Origin of the sequence: Mesorhizobium sp. M8A.F.Ca.ET.202.01.1.1, assembly GCF_004791595.1 — a bacterium.
Classification (GTDB): domain Bacteria; phylum Pseudomonadota; class Alphaproteobacteria; order Rhizobiales; family Rhizobiaceae; genus Mesorhizobium.
The window spans coordinates 90,791-108,298 of the sequence record NZ_SRUN01000007.1; the positions used below are offsets into that span (position 1 = coordinate 90,791).

21 protein-coding genes and 1 pseudogene are annotated in these 17,508 nt (G+C 63.4%); 20 read left to right on the forward strand and 2 right to left on the reverse strand.

Annotated elements, in window-relative coordinates:
• Nucleotide 1: 1 nt before the first annotated feature.
• From EN845_RS36780 to EN845_RS16825, 3 genes and pseudogenes are all read left to right on the forward strand, one after another.
• Nucleotides 2-100 (forward strand): annotated as a pseudogene (locus EN845_RS36780) (SAM-dependent methyltransferase); the annotation flags it as partial.
• Entirely contained in the window at nt 61-615 is a 555-nt protein-coding gene (locus EN845_RS16820) for a class I SAM-dependent methyltransferase (RefSeq protein WP_348631101.1), read from the forward strand. The pseudogene EN845_RS36780 and the gene EN845_RS16820, both read left to right, overlap by 40 nt.
• A 117-nt stretch (nt 616-732) precedes the next feature.
• Nucleotides 733-1,503: a sulfite exporter TauE/SafE family protein gene (locus EN845_RS16825; RefSeq protein ID WP_127872136.1), complete on the forward strand. Its 771-nt coding sequence runs from the start codon at nt 733-735 to the stop codon at nt 1,501-1,503.
• 14 nt (nt 1,504-1,517) lie between these two features.
• On the opposite strand, the gene EN845_RS16830 is transcribed toward EN845_RS16825, so the two are convergent.
• On the reverse strand, nt 1,518-2,069 hold the full coding sequence (locus EN845_RS16830; protein ID WP_127872135.1) for a DUF2269 family protein: 552 nt from the start codon (nt 2,067-2,069) through the stop codon (nt 1,518-1,520).
• A gap of 330 nt (nt 2,070-2,399) precedes the next feature.
• On the opposite strand from EN845_RS16830, the gene EN845_RS16835 reads away from it, so the two are divergent.
• The 8 genes from EN845_RS16835 (at nt 2,400) to EN845_RS16870 (ending at nt 7,851) form a co-directional block, all read left to right on the forward strand.
• Complete coding sequence (locus EN845_RS16835) at nt 2,400-2,780, forward strand: hypothetical protein (RefSeq protein WP_023771684.1); 381 nt, start codon at nt 2,400-2,402, stop codon at nt 2,778-2,780.
• A 384-nt stretch (nt 2,781-3,164) separates the two neighbouring features.
• A complete protein-coding gene (locus EN845_RS16840) occupies nt 3,165-3,698 on the forward strand; it encodes a DUF1465 family protein (protein WP_127872134.1) in 534 nt (177 codons plus the stop codon).
• Nucleotides 3,699-3,792: 94 nt separating this feature from the next.
• The gene (gene ruvC, locus EN845_RS16845) at nt 3,793-4,302 is read left to right on the forward strand and encodes a crossover junction endodeoxyribonuclease RuvC (protein ID WP_127872133.1); all 510 of its coding nucleotides are present in this window, start codon (nt 3,793-3,795) and stop codon (nt 4,300-4,302) included.
• Between the two features lie 56 nt (nt 4,303-4,358).
• Nucleotides 4,359-4,628 carry an AbrB/MazE/SpoVT family DNA-binding domain-containing protein gene (locus EN845_RS16850; protein WP_127280066.1) on the forward strand — a complete coding sequence of 90 codons (270 nt, stop codon included), beginning with the start codon at nt 4,359-4,361 and terminating at the stop codon, nt 4,626-4,628.
• Nucleotides 4,606-5,025 (forward strand): type II toxin-antitoxin system VapC family toxin, encoded by a 420-nt coding sequence (locus EN845_RS16855; RefSeq protein ID WP_127280067.1) that lies wholly within the window; start codon nt 4,606-4,608, stop codon nt 5,023-5,025. Before EN845_RS16850 ends, EN845_RS16855 begins: the two co-directional genes overlap by 23 nt.
• Nucleotides 5,026-5,052: 27 nt before the next feature.
• A complete protein-coding gene (gene ruvA, locus EN845_RS16860; protein WP_127280068.1) occupies nt 5,053-5,673 on the forward strand; it encodes a Holliday junction branch migration protein RuvA in 621 nt (206 codons plus the stop codon).
• Between the two features lie 43 nt (nt 5,674-5,716).
• The gene (gene ruvB / locus EN845_RS16865; protein WP_127872132.1) at nt 5,717-6,754 is read left to right on the forward strand and encodes a Holliday junction branch migration DNA helicase RuvB; all 1,038 of its coding nucleotides are present in this window, start codon (nt 5,717-5,719) and stop codon (nt 6,752-6,754) included.
• 200 nt (nt 6,755-6,954) lie between these two features.
• Nucleotides 6,955-7,851: a metallophosphoesterase gene (locus tag EN845_RS16870; protein ID WP_127872131.1), complete on the forward strand. Its 897-nt coding sequence runs from the start codon at nt 6,955-6,957 to the stop codon at nt 7,849-7,851.
• 8 nt (nt 7,852-7,859) lie between these two features.
• Here the strand turns inward: EN845_RS16870 and EN845_RS16875 are convergent, their stop codons facing one another.
• On the reverse strand, nt 7,860-9,110 hold the full coding sequence (locus tag EN845_RS16875; protein WP_127872172.1) for a cellulase family glycosylhydrolase: 1,251 nt from the start codon (nt 9,108-9,110) through the stop codon (nt 7,860-7,862).
• Between the two features lie 53 nt (nt 9,111-9,163).
• On the opposite strand from EN845_RS16875, the gene ybgC reads away from it, so the two are divergent.
• The 9 genes from ybgC (at nt 9,164) to tilS (ending at nt 17,439) form a co-directional block, all read left to right on the forward strand.
• On the forward strand, nt 9,164-9,634 hold the full coding sequence (gene ybgC, locus EN845_RS16880) for a tol-pal system-associated acyl-CoA thioesterase (protein ID WP_127280352.1): 471 nt from the start codon (nt 9,164-9,166) through the stop codon (nt 9,632-9,634).
• A 259-nt stretch (nt 9,635-9,893) separates the two neighbouring features.
• On the forward strand, nt 9,894-10,604 hold the full coding sequence (tolQ, locus tag EN845_RS16885; RefSeq protein WP_015315267.1) for a protein TolQ: 711 nt from the start codon (nt 9,894-9,896) through the stop codon (nt 10,602-10,604).
• 11 nt (nt 10,605-10,615) lie between these two features.
• The gene (tolR, locus tag EN845_RS16890; protein ID WP_027141797.1) at nt 10,616-11,068 is read left to right on the forward strand and encodes a protein TolR; all 453 of its coding nucleotides are present in this window, start codon (nt 10,616-10,618) and stop codon (nt 11,066-11,068) included.
• A gap of 7 nt (nt 11,069-11,075) precedes the next feature.
• On the forward strand, nt 11,076-12,233 hold the full coding sequence (locus EN845_RS16895) for a TonB family protein (protein ID WP_127872130.1): 1,158 nt from the start codon (nt 11,076-11,078) through the stop codon (nt 12,231-12,233).
• Nucleotides 12,234-12,273: 40 nt separating this feature from the next.
• A complete protein-coding gene (gene tolB / locus EN845_RS16900) occupies nt 12,274-13,584 on the forward strand; it encodes a Tol-Pal system beta propeller repeat protein TolB (protein ID WP_127872129.1) in 1,311 nt (436 codons plus the stop codon).
• Between the two features lie 32 nt (nt 13,585-13,616).
• On the forward strand, nt 13,617-13,994 hold the full coding sequence (locus EN845_RS16905) for a four helix bundle protein (RefSeq protein ID WP_127872128.1): 378 nt from the start codon (nt 13,617-13,619) through the stop codon (nt 13,992-13,994).
• Between the two features lie 242 nt (nt 13,995-14,236).
• The gene (gene pal / locus EN845_RS16910; RefSeq protein WP_127279987.1) at nt 14,237-14,743 is read left to right on the forward strand and encodes a peptidoglycan-associated lipoprotein Pal; all 507 of its coding nucleotides are present in this window, start codon (nt 14,237-14,239) and stop codon (nt 14,741-14,743) included.
• Nucleotides 14,744-14,922: 179 nt separating this feature from the next.
• The gene (gene ybgF / locus EN845_RS16915) at nt 14,923-16,017 is read left to right on the forward strand and encodes a tol-pal system protein YbgF (protein WP_127872127.1); all 1,095 of its coding nucleotides are present in this window, start codon (nt 14,923-14,925) and stop codon (nt 16,015-16,017) included.
• 54 nt (nt 16,018-16,071) lie between these two features.
• Nucleotides 16,072-17,439: a tRNA lysidine(34) synthetase TilS gene (gene tilS / locus EN845_RS16920; protein ID WP_127872171.1), complete on the forward strand. Its 1,368-nt coding sequence runs from the start codon at nt 16,072-16,074 to the stop codon at nt 17,437-17,439.
• Nucleotides 17,440-17,508 lie beyond the last annotated feature (69 nt).

Below are 17,508 nucleotides of genomic sequence, written 5' to 3' on the forward strand. Positions count from 1 at the left end.
GATGCTGCCTGATGTCACGGGCCTGAGGATCGTCGACCTCGGCTGCGGCTTTGGCTGGTTTTGCCGCTGGGCGCACGGGCAAGGGGCGCGCGATGTCCTTGGGCTGGACCTGTCGGAGAAGATGCTTGCCCGGGCCAGAGCTGCCGGCCCGGACACGGGCATGAGAGAGCCGACCTCGACCAGCTCAGCCTGCCGCGGGCCAGCTTCGACCTCGCCTACAGTTCGCTCGCCTTGCACTATGTCGAGGATGTCGAGCGCCTGTTCGGGACCGTGCATCAGGCCCTGTCGCCCGGCGGCCATTTTGTCTTCTCGACGGAGCATCCGATCTACATGGCGCCGACCAATCCCGGCTGGTCGATCGATGGCGAGGGGAAAAAGACCTGGCCTGTCGACCGGTATCTGGTGGAAGGGCCGCGCAAGACCGACTGGTTGGCCAAGGGCGTGGTGAAACACCACCGCACCATCGGCACCACGCTGAACACGCTGATCGGGACGGGTTTCACGATCGAGCATGTCGAGGAATTCCGTCCGACGGACGCGCAGATCGCGGCCATGCCGGGTCTTGCGGAAGAGCTCGAGCGGCCGATGTTCCTGCTGGTTTCGGCGCGCCGATAGCTATTCGAAGCCCGTCGGCCAGGCGCGTCGCGGCCAGCCCATATTTGCGGTCGCCGGGCACGCGATTCTGGGCTATTCAGGCGTTGATCCGCTTTCCCTCCAGACCAGTCCCTCCCCATGTCAGGCCTGCTTCTCGATCCGTGGTTCTACGCGGCCGCCGTCCCGGCGGTCATTCTGGTCGGCCTGTCGAAGGGCGGCTTTGGCGGCGCCGTCGGCTTCGTCGGCGTGCCGCTGATGGCGCTGACCATGCCGCCGGTGCAGGCGGCCGCCATCCTGCTGCCGATCCTGTGCCTGATGGACATCGTCTCGGTGTGGACGTGGTGGGGCGTATACGATCGCAAGATGCTGGTCGACATGATGCCGGGCGCCGTCATCGGCATCGGGCTTGGCTGGCTGACGGCGGCACTCGTCACCGAGGAAGCGGTGCGGCTGATCGTCGGCGCCGTCGCCATTATCTTCGTGCTGCGCTGGCTTTACCTGCAGTTTCGTCACGGCTCCGACCATGCCGCCGCACCCAATCGCGTGGCGGCGGCCATATGGGGCACCGTCGCCGGGTTTACCAGCTTCGTTGCCCATGTCGGCGGACCGCCCTTCCAGGTCTATGCCTTGCCGATCCGGCTCGACCCCAAGGTGCTGTCGGGCACGGCGGCGATCTTCTTTGCCGCCACCAATGCGCTGAAGCTCATCCCCTATTTCGCGCTCGGCCAGTTCGATACCGCCAATCTGACGGCATCGGCGGTGCTGATGCCGCTGGCGCCGCTGTCGACCATCGCCGGCGCGTGGCTGGTGCGGCGCATGCGGCCGGAGATTTTTTATCCCTTCACCTATGCGACCGTGGCGGTCGTGGCGGTGAAGCTTCTGTGGGACGGGATCGCCGGCATCATGTAGCACTCCAGCCCGCGTCAGGCGGCGCTGGGCACCATGCGTCTTGGCCGGCTGAGCGCCATGGCGGCACCGGCGGCAAGAACCACCACCATGCCCGCGAGAATGACGACGTCGTGCAGGGTCGGCTTCAGCACCATGTCGGTGATGATGACGAGCATGACCGCATAGTCGAAGCGCGCCGCCCGCAGGATGCGCTGGCCATAGGCCAGTGCCGCGGGCGTCACGCCGTCCCTGGCGATCATCGCGCCCATGCGGTCGGCAGTCGGCTTGAAAACGAACATTCCGATGCAGAAGGTCGTGGCGTAGCCGGCAAGGCCGATCAGGACCCAGAGATCGGAGAAGCCGACCCAGAACGAGCACATGATCAATCCGAAGGCCAATGTCAGCATCGACATCGGCGCGAAGAAGCGGTTGCCCAGCTCGCCGGTGGCGCGCATCGCCTGCAGCGTTCCCTGGATGTTGCCGGCTCGATCCGCCAGCGTCGCCAGCACCATCAGCGTGAAGCCGCCGCCGACCCAAAGCGTTGCCGAAAGGATGTGCAGCAATTTGACGATGGAATACCAATCCATGGCTTTCTCCCCGATGCCCAATGGTTGCTGGCGAGGGCGGGCCATTGCCCGTCCGCTTCGCCGCCGCCGCGTTTAGCGCCGCGGTTGTTTCGGGACGATGTCGTGGAAAAACCGGCTGTGTTTCAGGCCGCCGGCTAACGAAAGGCGTCGCTAATATGATGAAGGCGCCGCCCGGCTTTCTGCTATTGTCGGCATTGTCGGGGGGGGGCGTGACATCGTCCGGAAACAATGCCGATGCTAGTGCCGACGGCGGAGGTCCGGCGGCGGCAGCGCTTGCCTGACGATCAACTCATTCCCAACTTGGGAAAAGGCAATTCGGGGGACTAATATATGCAAGGGGTAGCACGGAATTTCTTCACGCTGGCGATCATCTACGCGCTGTGCGGCATGGCACTCGGCATCCACATGGCGATCAGCGAGGATCATGGCCAGATGCCGACCCACGCCCACACGATGGTGGCTGGCTGGCTCATGTCGGCGGTCTTCGCGTTCTTTTACCACCTGTTTCCGGCTGCCGGGCAAAAGACGCTGGCCCTCGTCCATTTCTGGCTGACGGCAATCAGCGGCATCGGGCTCATGATCGGCCTTTATATACTGCTTGCCGGAAATCCGGGGATCGAGCCGTTGCTGGGGATATCTTCGATCGGCTTCTACGCAGGCATGCTGCTGTTCGCCTTCATCGCCCTGCCGGTGGTGTGGAAAAAGGCCTGAGTGAGGCCGAAACCTTGCCTGCGCGGCTGTGCTGTTACGGCACAGGAGTAGTGTGTAGGGTCAAAAAATATCAGGGATGTTAAGGGTCCATTAAGCTTTACAGGCGTTTACTATGTGCATCCAGTGATCTGGATTCTTACCGAGTGGTTGGAGCCACTTTGTTTGACGCCTCCCTGTTAAACTCCTGAGAGCCGCCTTATCCGCGGCTCTTTTTTTGTCCGCATTCCGGTGGCTTCCCGCGACGCCGGTCGCTGTTAACCTTCTGTTAAACATGTGCTTGCCTTCACCCCGGACGAAGCGCATTTTCAAGCTTCAGTTTTATAGGGTCACGGGTGTATCGGCAGAGAGCCGAATCGGCCGGTTGCAAGTGCAGGGGCGTTATCAATGAACGAGCCGTCGAAAGGCGTTGTGAAAACCGTCAAGCTGGCGGAACGCCGGGTGTTTTCGCACTCCTTCAAACCGCTTTACCAGGAAGGCATGGGCCTGGTCGAACAGGCGGCGGAGTATCTCGACGGCAAGGGCCGGGCCGAGGCCAAGAAACTGTCGCGGCTGGCAGCCACGCTCTACGCGGCCGAGTCGATGCGGCTGACCACCAGGCTGATGCAGGTTGCCTCGTGGCTGCTTTTGCAGCGCGCGGCGAATTCCGGCGAGATGACCCGCGACCAGGTCGCTTCGGAAAAGTCCAAGGTGCGCCTCGACACCGCTTCCGCCCATGACGAGGCGGCCGGCTGGGCCGAACTGCCGAGCGATTTCCTCGACCTCGTCAACCGGTCGCTGCGCCTTCAGGCATTGGTGCGCCGCATGGACGAAGAGATCTACGGCGCCGGCGCGATGGTCGACACGCAGCCCGTGGCTCGCCGGCCCAATCCGGTCTCCGACCAGATCAGCCTGCTCAACACCGCCTTCGCCCGCAACTGAGAAACTTCGAAGCCTTCCCCAGTTGGCGGGGTGGGCGTTTCCGGTTTGTTCACTTTTCGCTGGCATCGCTGTCCGCCGGAGGTACACTCACGGCATGGGGGACGCGATTCGCATCATCGGTATCGATCCGGGGCTCAGGCGCACCGGCTGGGGCATCATCGAGAGCCTCGGCAATTCGTTGCGCTTCGTCGCTTCGGGCACCGTACGCTCCGAGGACAAGGCGGCGCTGGCGACGCGGCTCTGCCAACTGCATGACGGGCTCGCCGAAATCCTGCATCAGGCCATGCCGCATGAGGCCGCGGTCGAACAGACCTTCGTCAACAAGGACGCCGTTGCGACGCTGAAGCTCGGGCAGGCACGCGGCATCGCCATGCTGGTGCCGGCGCGCGCCGGCCTCGTTGTCGCCGAATATGCGCCAAACGCGGTGAAGAAGGCGGTGATCGGCGTCGGCCACGGCGACAAGAAGCAGATCCACATGATGGTGAAGGTGTTATTGCCGAAGGCGGTCTTCGACACCGAACACGCCGCTGACGCGCTGGCCATTGCGATTTGCCACGCGCATCACCGGCAAAGTGCCGCCTATAGGCTGGCGCTCGCCGGTTAGTGATGTTCTTGACTTGTTCACGGCTATGGGGTAGGTAATACCTTTGAGGTATTACCATGCGCGTCACCGTCAAGGGGCAGGTCACGATCCCCAAACCTATAAGGGACCATCTGGGCATAGGCCCAGGCTCCGAGGTGGAGTTCGTGGCCACCAATGGGGACGTTCGGCTGGTTGCCGTCGACGGGGACCTCTCCGAGGAGGAGAAATTGCGCAGGTTCAGCGATGTTCTCGACCAAATGGAGGGGACATTGGATCTGGGAGGCATGACCAGCGACCAGTACATGGAGTGGTTGAGAGGCCCACGTGAAGATCTCGACGTTGATTGACACGAATGTCCTGATCGATGTTTGGGGGCCAACTGGGCCTCTGAAAAAATGGTCAGCGTCTAAAATCACCTTGTGCCGAGGCGACGGCGCATTGGTCGTCAATGCCATCGTCTGGTCCGAGTTGGCGCCGCTGATCGCGACGGAGACGGCGCTTCGAAAAGCAGTCGACATGCTCGAGATGGATCGCGAACTTGTACCTTGGGACGCGGCATTCCTTGCGGGCGTCACGCATTCCCGCTATCGCCGGGCCGGCGGTGTTCGGGAGCGCACTCTGCCTGATTTCTTTATTGGCGCTCATGCGACCGTTGCCGGACATCGTCTTTTGACCCGAGACGCAGCACGGTATCGCAGTTACTTCCCCGATCTCGATATCATCTCTCCGGAAACGCACCCATGAGGGCCTATCTTCCATGAAAGATCTGGCATGATCGGCAAGCTCAAGGGCACGCTCGATGAGATCGACGAAGACCATTGTCTCGTCGATATCCATGGCGTCGGCTATGTCGCTTACTGCTCGACCCGCACGCTTGCCGCGCTGCCTTCGCCCGGCGAAGCGGTGGTGCTGTTCATCGAGACCTATGTGCGCGAGGACATGATCCGGCTCTATGGTTTCCAGTCGCAGCTCGAGCGCGAATGGTTTCGGCTGCTGATGAACAATGTGCCGGGTGTCGGCGCCAAGGTGGCGCTGGCCATACTGTCGACGCTGGCGCCGGCCGACCTCGCCAATGCGATCGCGCTGCGCGACATCGCCATGGTTTCCCGCGCGCCCGGCGTCGGCAAGAAGGTGGCCGAGCGCATCGTCACCGAATTGAAGGCCAAGGCACCGGCCTATGCCGGCGCTGCCTCCGGTACGATCGGGCTGAAGCAGGAGCTCGGCGAAGGCGTGGCGCCGGCGCCGATCACCGACGCCGTCTCGGCCCTGGTCAATCTCGGCTATTCCCGCGACACCGCCGCCAATGCGGTATCGGCGGCGCTGAAGACGGCAGGAGAGGGAGCCGATGCCTCCAAGCTGATCCGTTTCGGGCTGAAGGAACTGGCGCGGTGAGCCTTCGCTTGTCCGGGGCGCTACCCTGTGCGAGGAAGGCCCCATGAGCCTTTCCCCCCGTCTCATTGCTCCGGAAAAACGCGGCGAGGATGCCGAGCAGACCTTGCGGCCGCAGACGCTCGACGATTTCGTCGGCCAGGCGGCGGTTCGGGCAAACCTCAAAGTCTTCATCGAGGCCGCCAAGGGCCGCAAGGAGGCGCTCGACCACGTGCTGTTCGTCGGACCGCCGGGGCTGGGCAAGACGACGCTGGCGCAGATCATGGCGCGCGAACTCGGCGTCAATTTCCGCTCGACCTCCGGGCCGGTCATCGCCAAGGCCGGCGATCTCGCGGCACTGCTGACCAATCTCGAAGAAGGCGATGTGCTGTTCATCGACGAGATCCACAGGCTCAACCCGGCGGTGGAGGAAATCCTCTATCCGGCGATGGAGGATTTCCAGCTCGACCTGATCATCGGCGAGGGACCGGCGGCGCGTTCGGTCAAGATCGACCTTGCCCGTTTCACGCTGGTGGCAGCCACCACGCGGCTCGGCCTGCTCACCAATCCGCTGCGCGACCGGTTCGGCATCCCGGTGCGGCTCAATTTCTACACGGTCGAGGAGTTGGAGCAGATCGTGCGGCGCGGCGCCCGCATCCTGCAGATGCCGCTCGGCGACGACGGTGCACTCGAGATCGCCCGGCGCGCGCGCGGCACGCCGCGCATTGCCGGGCGGCTGTTGCGGCGCGTGCGCGATTTCGCCGCGGTCGCCGGCGACGGCCATGTCGACCGCCTGATCGCCGACGAGGCCTTGACCCGGCTCGAAGTCGATGCGCTCGGCCTCGACACGCTCGACCGCCGCTATCTCAGCATGATCGCCCGCAATTTCGGCGGCGGGCCGGTGGGAATCGAGACGATCGCGGCGGGCTTGTCCGAGCCGCGCGACGCCATCGAGGACATTATCGAGCCCTATCTGATCCAGCAGGGCTTCATCCAGCGCACGCCGCGTGGCCGCGTGCTGACCGCCAATGCCTGGCGCCATCTCGGCCTTGATGCGCCGAAGGACCTGGCGCAGCAGCAGATCAGCCTGTTCCAGGAAGAATAGCGGGGCAATCGATCAGTCACGGGTTCCCGGACCAGTGATCAAGCATCAGTGAACGGGCCTGCGCAAATTCTCCTCATCTTTGCCGGCTTACCGGCGTATTCCTGGATTGTATCGGGTTCGCTGCCTCCATGCATGTCGTCCGCCCAAATCAGGATCGACACGCACCAGCGCATGCCGAAATGAGGTGCCGGAGCCACTCAATGATAACCAGACGCGGGTTCATGCGCTTTATCGGCGGGTCGCTGCTGTCGGTCGCCTCGTTCAGCGCCTACGCCGTCGGCATCGAGCCGATGCTGCTGACGCATGTGAAGCGCTATGCGCTGACGCCACCGCATTGGCCTGATGGATTGAAGCTGCGCGTCGTCGCCCTTGCCGACATCCACGCCTGCCGGCCTTGGATGACGCCGGAGCGGATTGCCTCGCTTGCCGAAGAGGCGAATGCGTTGCAGCCGGACCTGATCGTTCTGCTCGGCGACTACATCGCCGGCATGCGCCTGGCGTCACGTAGGGTCACGCCGCCGGAATGGGCTGGCGCCCTGTCGGGCCTCAAGGCACCGCTCGGCGTGCTGTCGATCCTCGGCAATCACGACTGGTGGGCCGATGGCTTCGCGCAGCGTGCCGGAGTTGGTCCGACGATCGCGCGCAAGGCATTGGAGAAGGTCGGCATCCCGGTTCTGGAGAACGACGCCGTGCGTCTGGAAAAGGACGGACATGGCGTATGGATCGCCGGCCTCGCCGATCAGTTGGCGCTATTGCGGAAAAAGAACACCGAGCGTCCCAGGGGATTGGACGATCTCGACGGCACGCTGGCCAAAATCAGCGACGCCGCGCCTGTCATCCTGCTGGCGCACGAACCGGACATTTTTCCAAAAGTGCCGTCGCGTGTGTCGCTGACGCTAGCGGGACACACCCATGGCGGCCAGGTGCGGCTGTTCGGCTATTCGCCTATCGTGCCGTCGCAGTTCGGCAATCGCTACGCCTATGGCCATGTCATCGAGAACGACCGCAACCTGATCGTCTCGGGCGGGCTCGGCTTCAGCAATTTGCCCATCCGTTTCGGCATGCGTCCGGAAATCCTGCAGATCGACCTCGGCTGACCGGGACTTCAGGGGAGGCTTCGGATTGCGTCCATCACGTCTGGCTCGGCCTTGTCGCCATTGAACGCATCGACGACGCCGAAAGCGCCGCCATAGCTCCACAGCGACCATGAGAAGCCGTGCGCTTCGGCTCGCGCGATCATATCCTTGACATAGGCGGCCCGATACTCCGCCGGCATCACATAGGCATTGCCATATTCCTGGCGGATCATGCCGAACTCGCCCAGGGTGATGTCTTGCGGCTTGATGCCGTTGGCCTTCGCCCACGTCTCGACGGTCTTGAACGGCGCATCCATCAGGCCAAGCAGCTTGTCGGGGCTGTCCATGCTGGCGACCTGCTCGTCGAGATAGGCAAGCAGGCCGCTCTGCCGTGTCCACGGCGCCTCGGCCTTAATCCGGGCGCGGATGGTGTCGAGCGTGACGTCGAGCTGCGCCTTGGGAACCGCGGTCAACGGATAGGGCAGGCCGGTCACGTAGGGGATAAAGTCGCCGGCCCAGGTCGCGCCCTGATGGGTGAGCAGGAATGGATCGTAGGAGTGGAAGGTCCAGATGATGTTGTCGTCGGGGATGGTCCTCGGGTCGATCCTCCCCAGCGACGAGGCGGCGGAATAGCAGGCTCCGGTCAGGACCAGCGTCAGCTTCGTCGCCGAGGCGCGCGCCGCGGCGAACAGTTCGCGCTGGCGGCCGGGCCACAGGCTGGTGCCGTCGCTGTCGCAATCGACGATCGGCTCGTTCATCGGTTCGAAAGCGACCTTTTCGGGCTCTTCGTCCGCCAGCGTGCGCGCCATGCCGCGAACCATCTCGACGTAGCGGTCGAAGGTCGCGGGATCGTCCATCACCTCACCCATGCCGATCTTGCGGCTGCCGCCGGCCGGGATCAGGTGCATGTCGACGATGACCTTCAGCCCGGCTCGGTTGATCATGCGCGCCGAGTCCAGCACGCTGGCATAGAGTTGGTCACGCAGGTCCGTTGTATTGTCCGAGAGGAAAGGCGACGGATCGACCGGCATGCGCAGGAAATCGAAGCCGGCATCCTTCAACGCCTTGAGGTCGTCTTCCCCAAGGAATTTTCGCCATTCCGGGTAGGGCAGGATGGCCTTGGCATCACCCCACCGATCCTCGCCGGGCCAGGTGACCCACTGGTCGAGATTGAGACCGCGCTTCATCGAGAAGGTGGCCGCTTCAGCCGAAAGTGTAGAAGCCGCCAGCGCTAGCACGACTGCCATCAAGGTCTTGATCATCGTCGTCAACAGTGCCATCGGGTTCATGCGCCAAAAATACCTGCCGCGTCGGCATCCAAAAGGGAAGCGCAATGGGCGATCATGGTGAATCCGCGGCATTGCTGGCTGGGCTTTCCGGCGCGCTGACCGAGTTCGGCCACCGGTTGATGGCGCGGGTCTATTACGCCGACACCGATTTTTCGGGCGTCGTCTACCACGCGCGCTATCTCGAATTCCTCGAGCGCGGCCGCTCCGACTATCTCCGGCTCACCGGCGTGCACCACACCGAACTCGCCGAAGGCAAGCATGGCGAGAAGATCGCATGGGTGGTACGCCGCATGGAGATCGACTTCCGCATTCCCGCTCGCATCGACGACATCCTGACCGTAGACACCCGCACCGATGCCATTTCCGGTGCGCGAATCTTCATGGCACAGCAGCTCAAGCGGGGCGACGAGGTGCTGGTCGAGGCCAAGGTCGAGGCGGCGATCATCGGCGAGAACGGCCGGCCGAGGCGCTTTCCCAGGGAATGGGTGGCGGCGTTCATGCCACGGGTCGGCTGATATTCAGGTGATGCCGGCCTGCGATACCCAGGCGCGGCAATGCGCCGCGCCTTATACACTAACCCATCCTTAACCATAACGGTTCATGAAGAGACTGGTGAAGATTGGCGTTATCCAGCGCCTTCCTTTCACCAATATTTGCCCCGAAAAGGCCGCTAACGGCACGGTTTGGGGTGTCCGGTAGCTTCGTGCGAACCGACCACAAGGGATGCCATGGGCCAGCCGCCAGCTTCGCCCGGAAAATCTTAAGGACGTAACGATGGAAAATATCGCACTCGCCGAACCGGGCGCGCAATTGTCGATTTGGGCCTTGTTCATGCAGGCCAGCTGGGTGGTCAAGCTGGTCATGATCGGGCTGCTCTGCGCTTCGGTGTGGACCTGGGCGATCATCGTCGACAAGCTGGTCGCCTATGGCCGCATGCGGCTGGCGCTGAACCGCTTCGAGCAGGTTTTCTGGTCCGGGCAGTCGCTGGAGGAGCTCTACCGCACGCTCGCCGACCGCAAGACGACAGGCATGGGCGCCATTTTCGTCGCCGCCATGCGCGAATGGAAGAAGAGTTTCGAAAAAGGCGCCAAGTCGCCGCTCGGCCTGCAGACCCGCATCGACAAGGCCATGGACCTGGCGCTGACCCGCGAGATGGAGAAGCTGGAGGGGCGCCTCGGCTTCCTCGCCACCACCGGATCCGCGGCACCTTTCATCGGCCTGTTCGGCACCGTCATCGGCATCATGACCTCGTTCCAGGCCATCGCCGGCTCCAAGAACACCAGCCTCGCGGTGGTCGCGCCCGGCATCGCCGAGGCGCTGCTGGCGACGGCCATCGGCCTGCTCGCCGCGATTCCGGCGGTCATCGCCTATAACAAGCTGTCATCGGATGCGAGCAAGATCGCCGTGCGCATGGAGGGGTTCTCGGATGAGTTCTCCGCCATACTCTCGCGCCAAATCGATGAAAAAGTCGCGCCTAAGGCCTGAGGAGTAACGAGATGGGTATGTCCGTAGGCATGGGAGGGCGCGGCGGGCGCGGCCACCGGCGGCGCGGCCGTCACCATGCGCTGATGTCGGAGATCAACGTCACGCCGATGGTCGACGTGATGCTGGTGCTCTTGATCATCTTCATGGTCGCGGCACCGATGCTGACGGTCGGCGTGCCGATCGACCTGCCGGACACCCAGGCCAAGGCGATGAATGCCGACACCCAGCCGATCACCGTCTCGATCGATGCGACCGGCAAGATTTTCCTGCAGGAAACCGAGATTCCGATCGAGGAGCTGGTGGCCAAACTGCAGGCTATCTCGAAGACCGGTTATGAAGAGCGCATCTTCATCCGTGGCGACAAGTCGACCGACTATGGCACGGCCATGAAGGTCATGGCTCGCATCTCGGCCGCTGGCTACAAGAACATCGGCCTGGTTTCACTGCAGGAACAGGATCAATAGACTCACGATGAGGACCGGCCTCACCACATCGGTGATCTTGCATACGGCGGTGCTGGCCTTCGGCCTGTTCACCCTGTCGGCGCCGGCCGCGCTTCCGTCCGCCGACGTGGAGTCGGTCGCGGTCGACATCGTGCCGATGGAAGCCATCGCGCAGACGCTGCAGGGCGACAAGAAGGCCGTGATGCATGAAAAGCCGGCGCCGCTGCCGACGCAGCGTCCCGATATCGTACCCAACGCGCAGAAGGTCGGCGAAAACAGCGTCGACACCGACAAGCCGATAACGCCGGAAGCCAAACCAAAACCAGTCGACACGACCTCGGCGCCGCCACCCGCGCCGACCCCGAAGGAAATCCCGAAGACCGAGGACGTTCCGAAGCCGCAGGAAAAGCCCAAGCCCACTCCGGCGACGGAAGTGGCGCCAGCGCCGACGCCCAAGGAAGAGGTGAAGCCCGAGCCGGTCAAGCAGACCGAGCCCAAGCCGACGCCGGCCAAGCCGGCGCCGACCCCGCCGCCGCAGGACAAGACAGCCGCTATCGATCCGACGCCCGAGGTCAAGCCCGACGCCGTCGCCGAGGCCATAGCGAAGGACCCGCCAACCGAAGAGACGCAATTGCCGAATTCGGCGCCCGCGCCGGAAGCGCGGCCAAAGCCGCAGCCGGCACAGGCCGAAAGCGCCAAGGCGCCGGAACGCAAGGATGCCGACAAGCCGGTCAAGGAAGCCTCGTCCAAGCCGAAGTCCGACGACAAGCAGTTCAACGCCAATGAGATTTCGGCCTTGCTCGACAAGCAGAAGCCGTCCGGCGGTGGCGCCAAGCGCTCGACCCAGCAGGCGTCGCTCGGTGGTGACAAGGATCAGGGCCAGAAGCTGTCGAAGTCGGAGCAGGGCGCCCTGGAAAGCCAGTTGGGCGGTTGCTGGACATTGCCGGCCGGGCTTGAAGGTTCGGAGAATTTCGTCGTCGTGGTCCGCTTCAACCTGGACAATTCGGGCAAGCTCGACGGCCGCCCGTCCGTCGAAAAGTCGAGCGGCAACCGGCAATTTGACGAAAGCGCGGTGCGCGCGGTTCAGAAATGCGACGTGGCCGGCCTGCAGGTTCCCGCCGGCAAACAGGACATCTGGAACGACATCCGGGTCACCTTCGATCCAAGGGAAATGCTTGGCCTCTAGGCCGGGCGTCCACCCAATCAAAGAAGAGAAGCGAGAAGATATGCGATCTTTCCTCAAGCCGCTCCTGACGATTGCAGCGATGGCGCTGGGCATGACGGCCGTCGTTCCGATGCCTGCGTGGGCGCTGGTCGAACTCAACGTCAACAAGGGCAATGTCGAGCCGCTGCCGATCGCCATCACGGATTTCCAGGGTGGCGATGCGCTTGGCGCTCAGATCTCACAGATCGTCACCGCCGATTTGAAGCGCTCCGGCCTGTTCGCGCCGATCGACAAGAGCGCCTTCATCGAGAAGATCGCCAATCCGGACGCAACCCCCCGCTTCGACGACTGGAAGGTGATCAACGCGCAAGCGCTGGTCACCGGAAGCGTCAGCAAGGAAGCAGACGGCCGCATCCGCGCCCAGTACCGGCTGTGGGATACATTCGCGGGCCAGCAGATGGCCGGCGAGCAGTTCTTCGCCAACGACGCCAATCAGCGCCGCGTCGCTCATATCATCGCCGATGCCATCTATGAGCGGCTGACCGGCGAGAAGGGCTATTTCGACACGCGCGTCGTCTTCATTGACGAGTCCGGCGCCAAGAACGCGCGCAAGAAGCGTCTCGCCATCATGGACCAGGACGGCGCCAACATCCGCTACCTCTCGGATGGGCGGTCGATCGTGCTGACGCCGCGCTTCTCGCCGAACCGGCAGGAAATCACCTACATGTCCTATGAGAGCGGCCAGCCGCGGGTCTATCTCTTGCAGATCGAGACCGGGCAGCGCGAACTGGTCGGCAATTTTCCCGGCATGACGTTCGCGCCGCGCTTCTCGCCCGACGGCCAGAAGGTGATCATGAGCCTGCTGCGCGACGACGGCAATTCCAACATCTTCGCGATGGACCTGCGCAGCCGTTCGACCACGCGTCTGACCAACTCGACCGCCATCGACACCTCGCCCTCCTATTCGCCCGACGGCAGCAAGGTGGTGTTCACTTCCGACCGTGGCGGCCGCGCGCAGATCTACGTCATGGGCGCCGACGGCTCGGGCCAGACCCGCATCTCCTTCGGCGACGGCGTCTATTCGACGCCGGTGTGGTCGCCGCGCGGCGACCTCATCGCCTTCACCAAGCAGAGCGGCGGCGAATTTCAGATCGGCGTCATGAAGACCGACGGCTCTGGCGAGCGCATCCTGTCGTCCGGCTTCCAGCAGGAAGGCCCGACCTGGGCGCCGAACGGCCGCGTGCTGATGTTCTTCCGCGACTCCAATGGCGGCCCGAAGCTGGTTTCCGTCGATCTCACCGGCCGCAACGAGCAGCCGATCCCGACCGCGAATTTTGCTTCTGATCCGGCCTGGTCACCGCTGCTGGAATAATACGGGAATTGGCGAATTGAAGAATTGAAGAGATGGAGAAAGCAGAAGGCTACGTAAAGCGAGCAAAGGATCTGGAGGTCTACAAGCGCGCTTACATGGTCTCTCTTACGGTTCACAAGGCCACGCTCGCTTTCCCCAAAATAGAGCAATACGCGCTGGCCGATCAGCTGCGGCGTTCCAGCAAAGGGATTTGCGCCAATCTGGCCGAGGGGTTTGCCAAACAGACCCACTCCAAAGCCGAATTCGCCCGGTTCGTTTCGATGGCCATGGGATCGTGCAGTGAAGTCGAGACGTGGATTTCATACGCATTCGACCTCGAATACATCTCACAGGCGCAACGGGACGAGTGGCTACAATCGTATGCCCATGTGTACGGAATGCTGGTGAACCTCAGAGAGAAGTTAAGGTGAACATCCTTCTTCAATTCTCCAGTTCTCCAACTCTTCAATTCCCCTTACATTCCCCCTTTTCCACGCCTTCGTCGCGTTTTGGCCGCATTTCCGCCTAGGGTCCGCGCCAACTGTGGCTTACGACAAACGGCTGCGGACGGGCGGCCTAAACCAAATTTTAACCGTGTTTCTTGAATGCCGGTTAACCCAAACGTGGTTACTGGGTGATCAACGAAATCACTCGAATACGAAGGAGAGGCGGCATGGGCCGTATCGCAGCACTTACCAGAAACCCGGTCATGATCGCGCTGGTGGCGATGCTCGCCGTCGCCGGTTGCGCCTCGAAGAAGACGCCGAACAACGCGGCCGATCTTGGTCTCAACGGCGCAGGTGCCGCAACGCCCGGCTCGGCGCAGGACTTCACCGTCAACATCGGCGACCGCATCTTCTTCGATACGGACTCGACCTCGATCCGGGCCGACGCGCAGACGACGCTTTCGCGCCAGGCGCAGTGGCTGAACCAGTACAAGCAGTATGCCATCGTCGTCGAAGGCCATGCCGACGAACGCGGAACGCGCGAATACAATCTGGCGCTCGGTGCCCGTCGTGCCGCCGCCACCCGCGACTTCCTGGTTTCCAAGGGCGTTTCGGCCAGCCGCCTCAAGACGATTTCCTACGGCAAGGAACGTCCGGTCGCCGTGTGCGATGACATCTCCTGCTGGTCGCAGAATCGCCGGGCCGTCACCACGCTCAGCGGCGCCGGTTCCTGATCGGCAAAAATACAACACACCTCTGCGAAAGGCGGCCTCCCGGCCGCCTTTTTCATATCCTGGGGCCCGAAACAAAATTTGGCCGAAGTCTCGCGCCCTGCTATGAGCCGAGGGCGCTTGGCTGGTCTCACATCGATTGGAAGGCGCGAACAAGCTAACGATTGGACGGCGAGAGGCACATGCATTTGAGATCGGTTCTGAGCGGCACGCTTGCGCTGCTGCTCCTATCAGGCGTAACCGCTTTGGCGAGCGGTTCGGGGCAATCAACCGAGAGCGGGTTTTCGTTCCATCTGCCGACACTTGAGTTGCCCAGCCTTTTCGGTGAGAAGAAAAAGCAGGATCAAGTCCAGCTCGCGCAGTCGAGCGGCGTCGGCGTGACCGGGCTCGAGGACCAACTGCGGCAGCTGACCGGCAAGGTCGAGGAACTCAATTTCCAGATCTTGCAGATGCAGGAGCAGATCCGCAAACAGCAGGAAGACAACGAGTTCCGTTTCCAGCAGCTGGAAGGGGGCTCGCAAGGCGGACAACCGCCGGCGCAGAAGAAATCAGATGCCACCACCGGAACCAACACCGACGTGGCCTCGGCCCCGGCAACCCAGGCGCCGGCTGATGCCGGCGCCGCGCCCGGCGGCGATCAATCCACAGGCGGCAAGACGGTCGAGGACGTCATCGTCGAATCGCCCGACGGTGACCCCGGCAAGCTGATCCCCGGCAAGGGAGCGCCCGAAAAGACTTTTGGGTCCATCACCGTCGACAAGAACGGCAATGTGATCGATGCCGGCGGCAGCACGCAGGCAACCGCGCCGGCACAGGACACCGCACCTGCCGCCAGCGCACCTGCCAAGGCTGGCAAGTCCGGCGGCACGCAGGTCGCGGCGCTGCCCGCCACCAACAATCCCGAAGAGCTCTACCGCAACTCCTACCAGTTCATCCTGTCGGGCGACTACGGCACGGCCGAACAGGGTTTCCGCGACCATATCTCCCGCTTCCCCAAAGACGCCAAGACGGCGGACGCGCATTACTGGCTGGGGGAATCGCTGCTTGGCCAGCAGAAATACCGCGATGCGGCGGAAGTCTTCCTCGCTGCCAGCAAGGACTATCCCAAGGCCAAGAAGGCACCCGACATGCTGTTGAAGCTCGGTGTGTCGCTGGTCGGCCTCAAGCAGCATGATGTCGCCTGCGCCACCTTCAGCGAGGTCGGCAAGCGCTATCCCGATATTTCCAGCACACTCAAGGAACGCGTCAAGCAGGAGAAGGCCCTGGCTGCGTGCTGATCTTTCCCGGGGATGTCGCAGTCCCAAACCGGGGACTTTTGGACGAATGCATTGATGCTCGACACCGGGCCTGAGTTTTCGACGAGACTTTTTTCGCATATCGAATTTACCAACGGCGCCGTTGCGGCCGTATCAGGCGGCAGCGACTCGATCGCGCTCCTTCTTCTTCTCAAACAGCATCTCGACAATACCGCGCCGTCCACGAGGCTGCTCGCGATCACGGTCGATCACGGCTTGCGGCAGGGTTCGGCTGGTGAGGCGCAGGCCGTGGCGCAGCTTTGCGCGGAGCGCGGCATCGCCCACCGCATCCTCGCCTGGTCGGGAGAAAAACCATCGACCGGCCTGCCTGCGGCAGCGCGCGAGGCGCGCTACCGGCTGCTCGCCAGCGCCGCCCGGGCGGAGGGCATCGGCCTGATCGTGACCGGACATACATCGGACGACCAGGCCGAGACGGTGCTGATGCGGCGCGATCGCAACGATGCGGGCCGCGATGAAGGACGGGGCCTTGCCGGCATGGCGCCCGCCACCTTGCATGACTGGCGCGACTGGATCGTGCGACCGCTTCTTGGCGTCCGGCGCTCTGTGCTGCGCGATTTCCTGCACCGCCAACAGGTCGGCTGGGCCGAGGACCCGACCAATGCCGATGAAGCCTTCGAGCGGCCGCGCATGCGCGCGGCCCTTGCCGGGGAGGCCGGCGCACAGCGCATGAACGACGCGCTGGCGTTGGCGGCACAGGCGGCCGGCGCCCGCATGCGGCTTGGCGCCAAGGCCGCCTCTCTGGTCGAGCGCTTTGCCAGCCGGCCGGCGACGGGTCTCGTCCGGCTCGACCCGGCCCTGCTCAGCGCCGGCGACGACCAGGCGGCCGTCTACGCGCTGCGCATTCTCCTGGCGACGACAGGCGGGATTGCCTTCCTGCCGGACCAGGCTCGCAGCGAGGCGTTGTTCGCCCGGCTGAAGGCGGGGTTTCTTTGCGCCACATTGTCGCGGACGGTGATCGACTTCCGGCGCGCCGGCATCTTCCTGCGCCGGGAAATGCGGGGCTTGCCGGCGGCAGCGGCAACGGTCGACGCCACCATCTGGGATGGCCGCCGCCAAATCACATTGCACGACGCCAGCGGCGCATTGTTGATCGCCCCATTCGGGGCGTTGGCGGCGAAGCGGCTGGCTGTAGGCCGGGGCGAAACCCCGCCAAGCCTGATGCGCGCGGCATTGGCGGCTGAACCAGGCCTGCTGCAAGCCGTCGAAAAGGCCGGTTCGGCGCCTGATTGGCCGACATCGCAAGGGTTTGCGGCCTCGCCAGTCGTTGCTCCCTTCGCCCGCTTCCTGCCGTCCTTCGATCTGGCCCCGGCGCGCGCCGTCGCCGGGTTGATCGGCGCGGCGCCGTTTCCCGCCTTGCCATTCGCCGGCCACAGTGCCGGTTGATGCTGCGCGAAAGCTTAACCCAGACATGCTGTTCTGCTTGGCAAGGGGGGACGCTCTCCCTATGTTAGG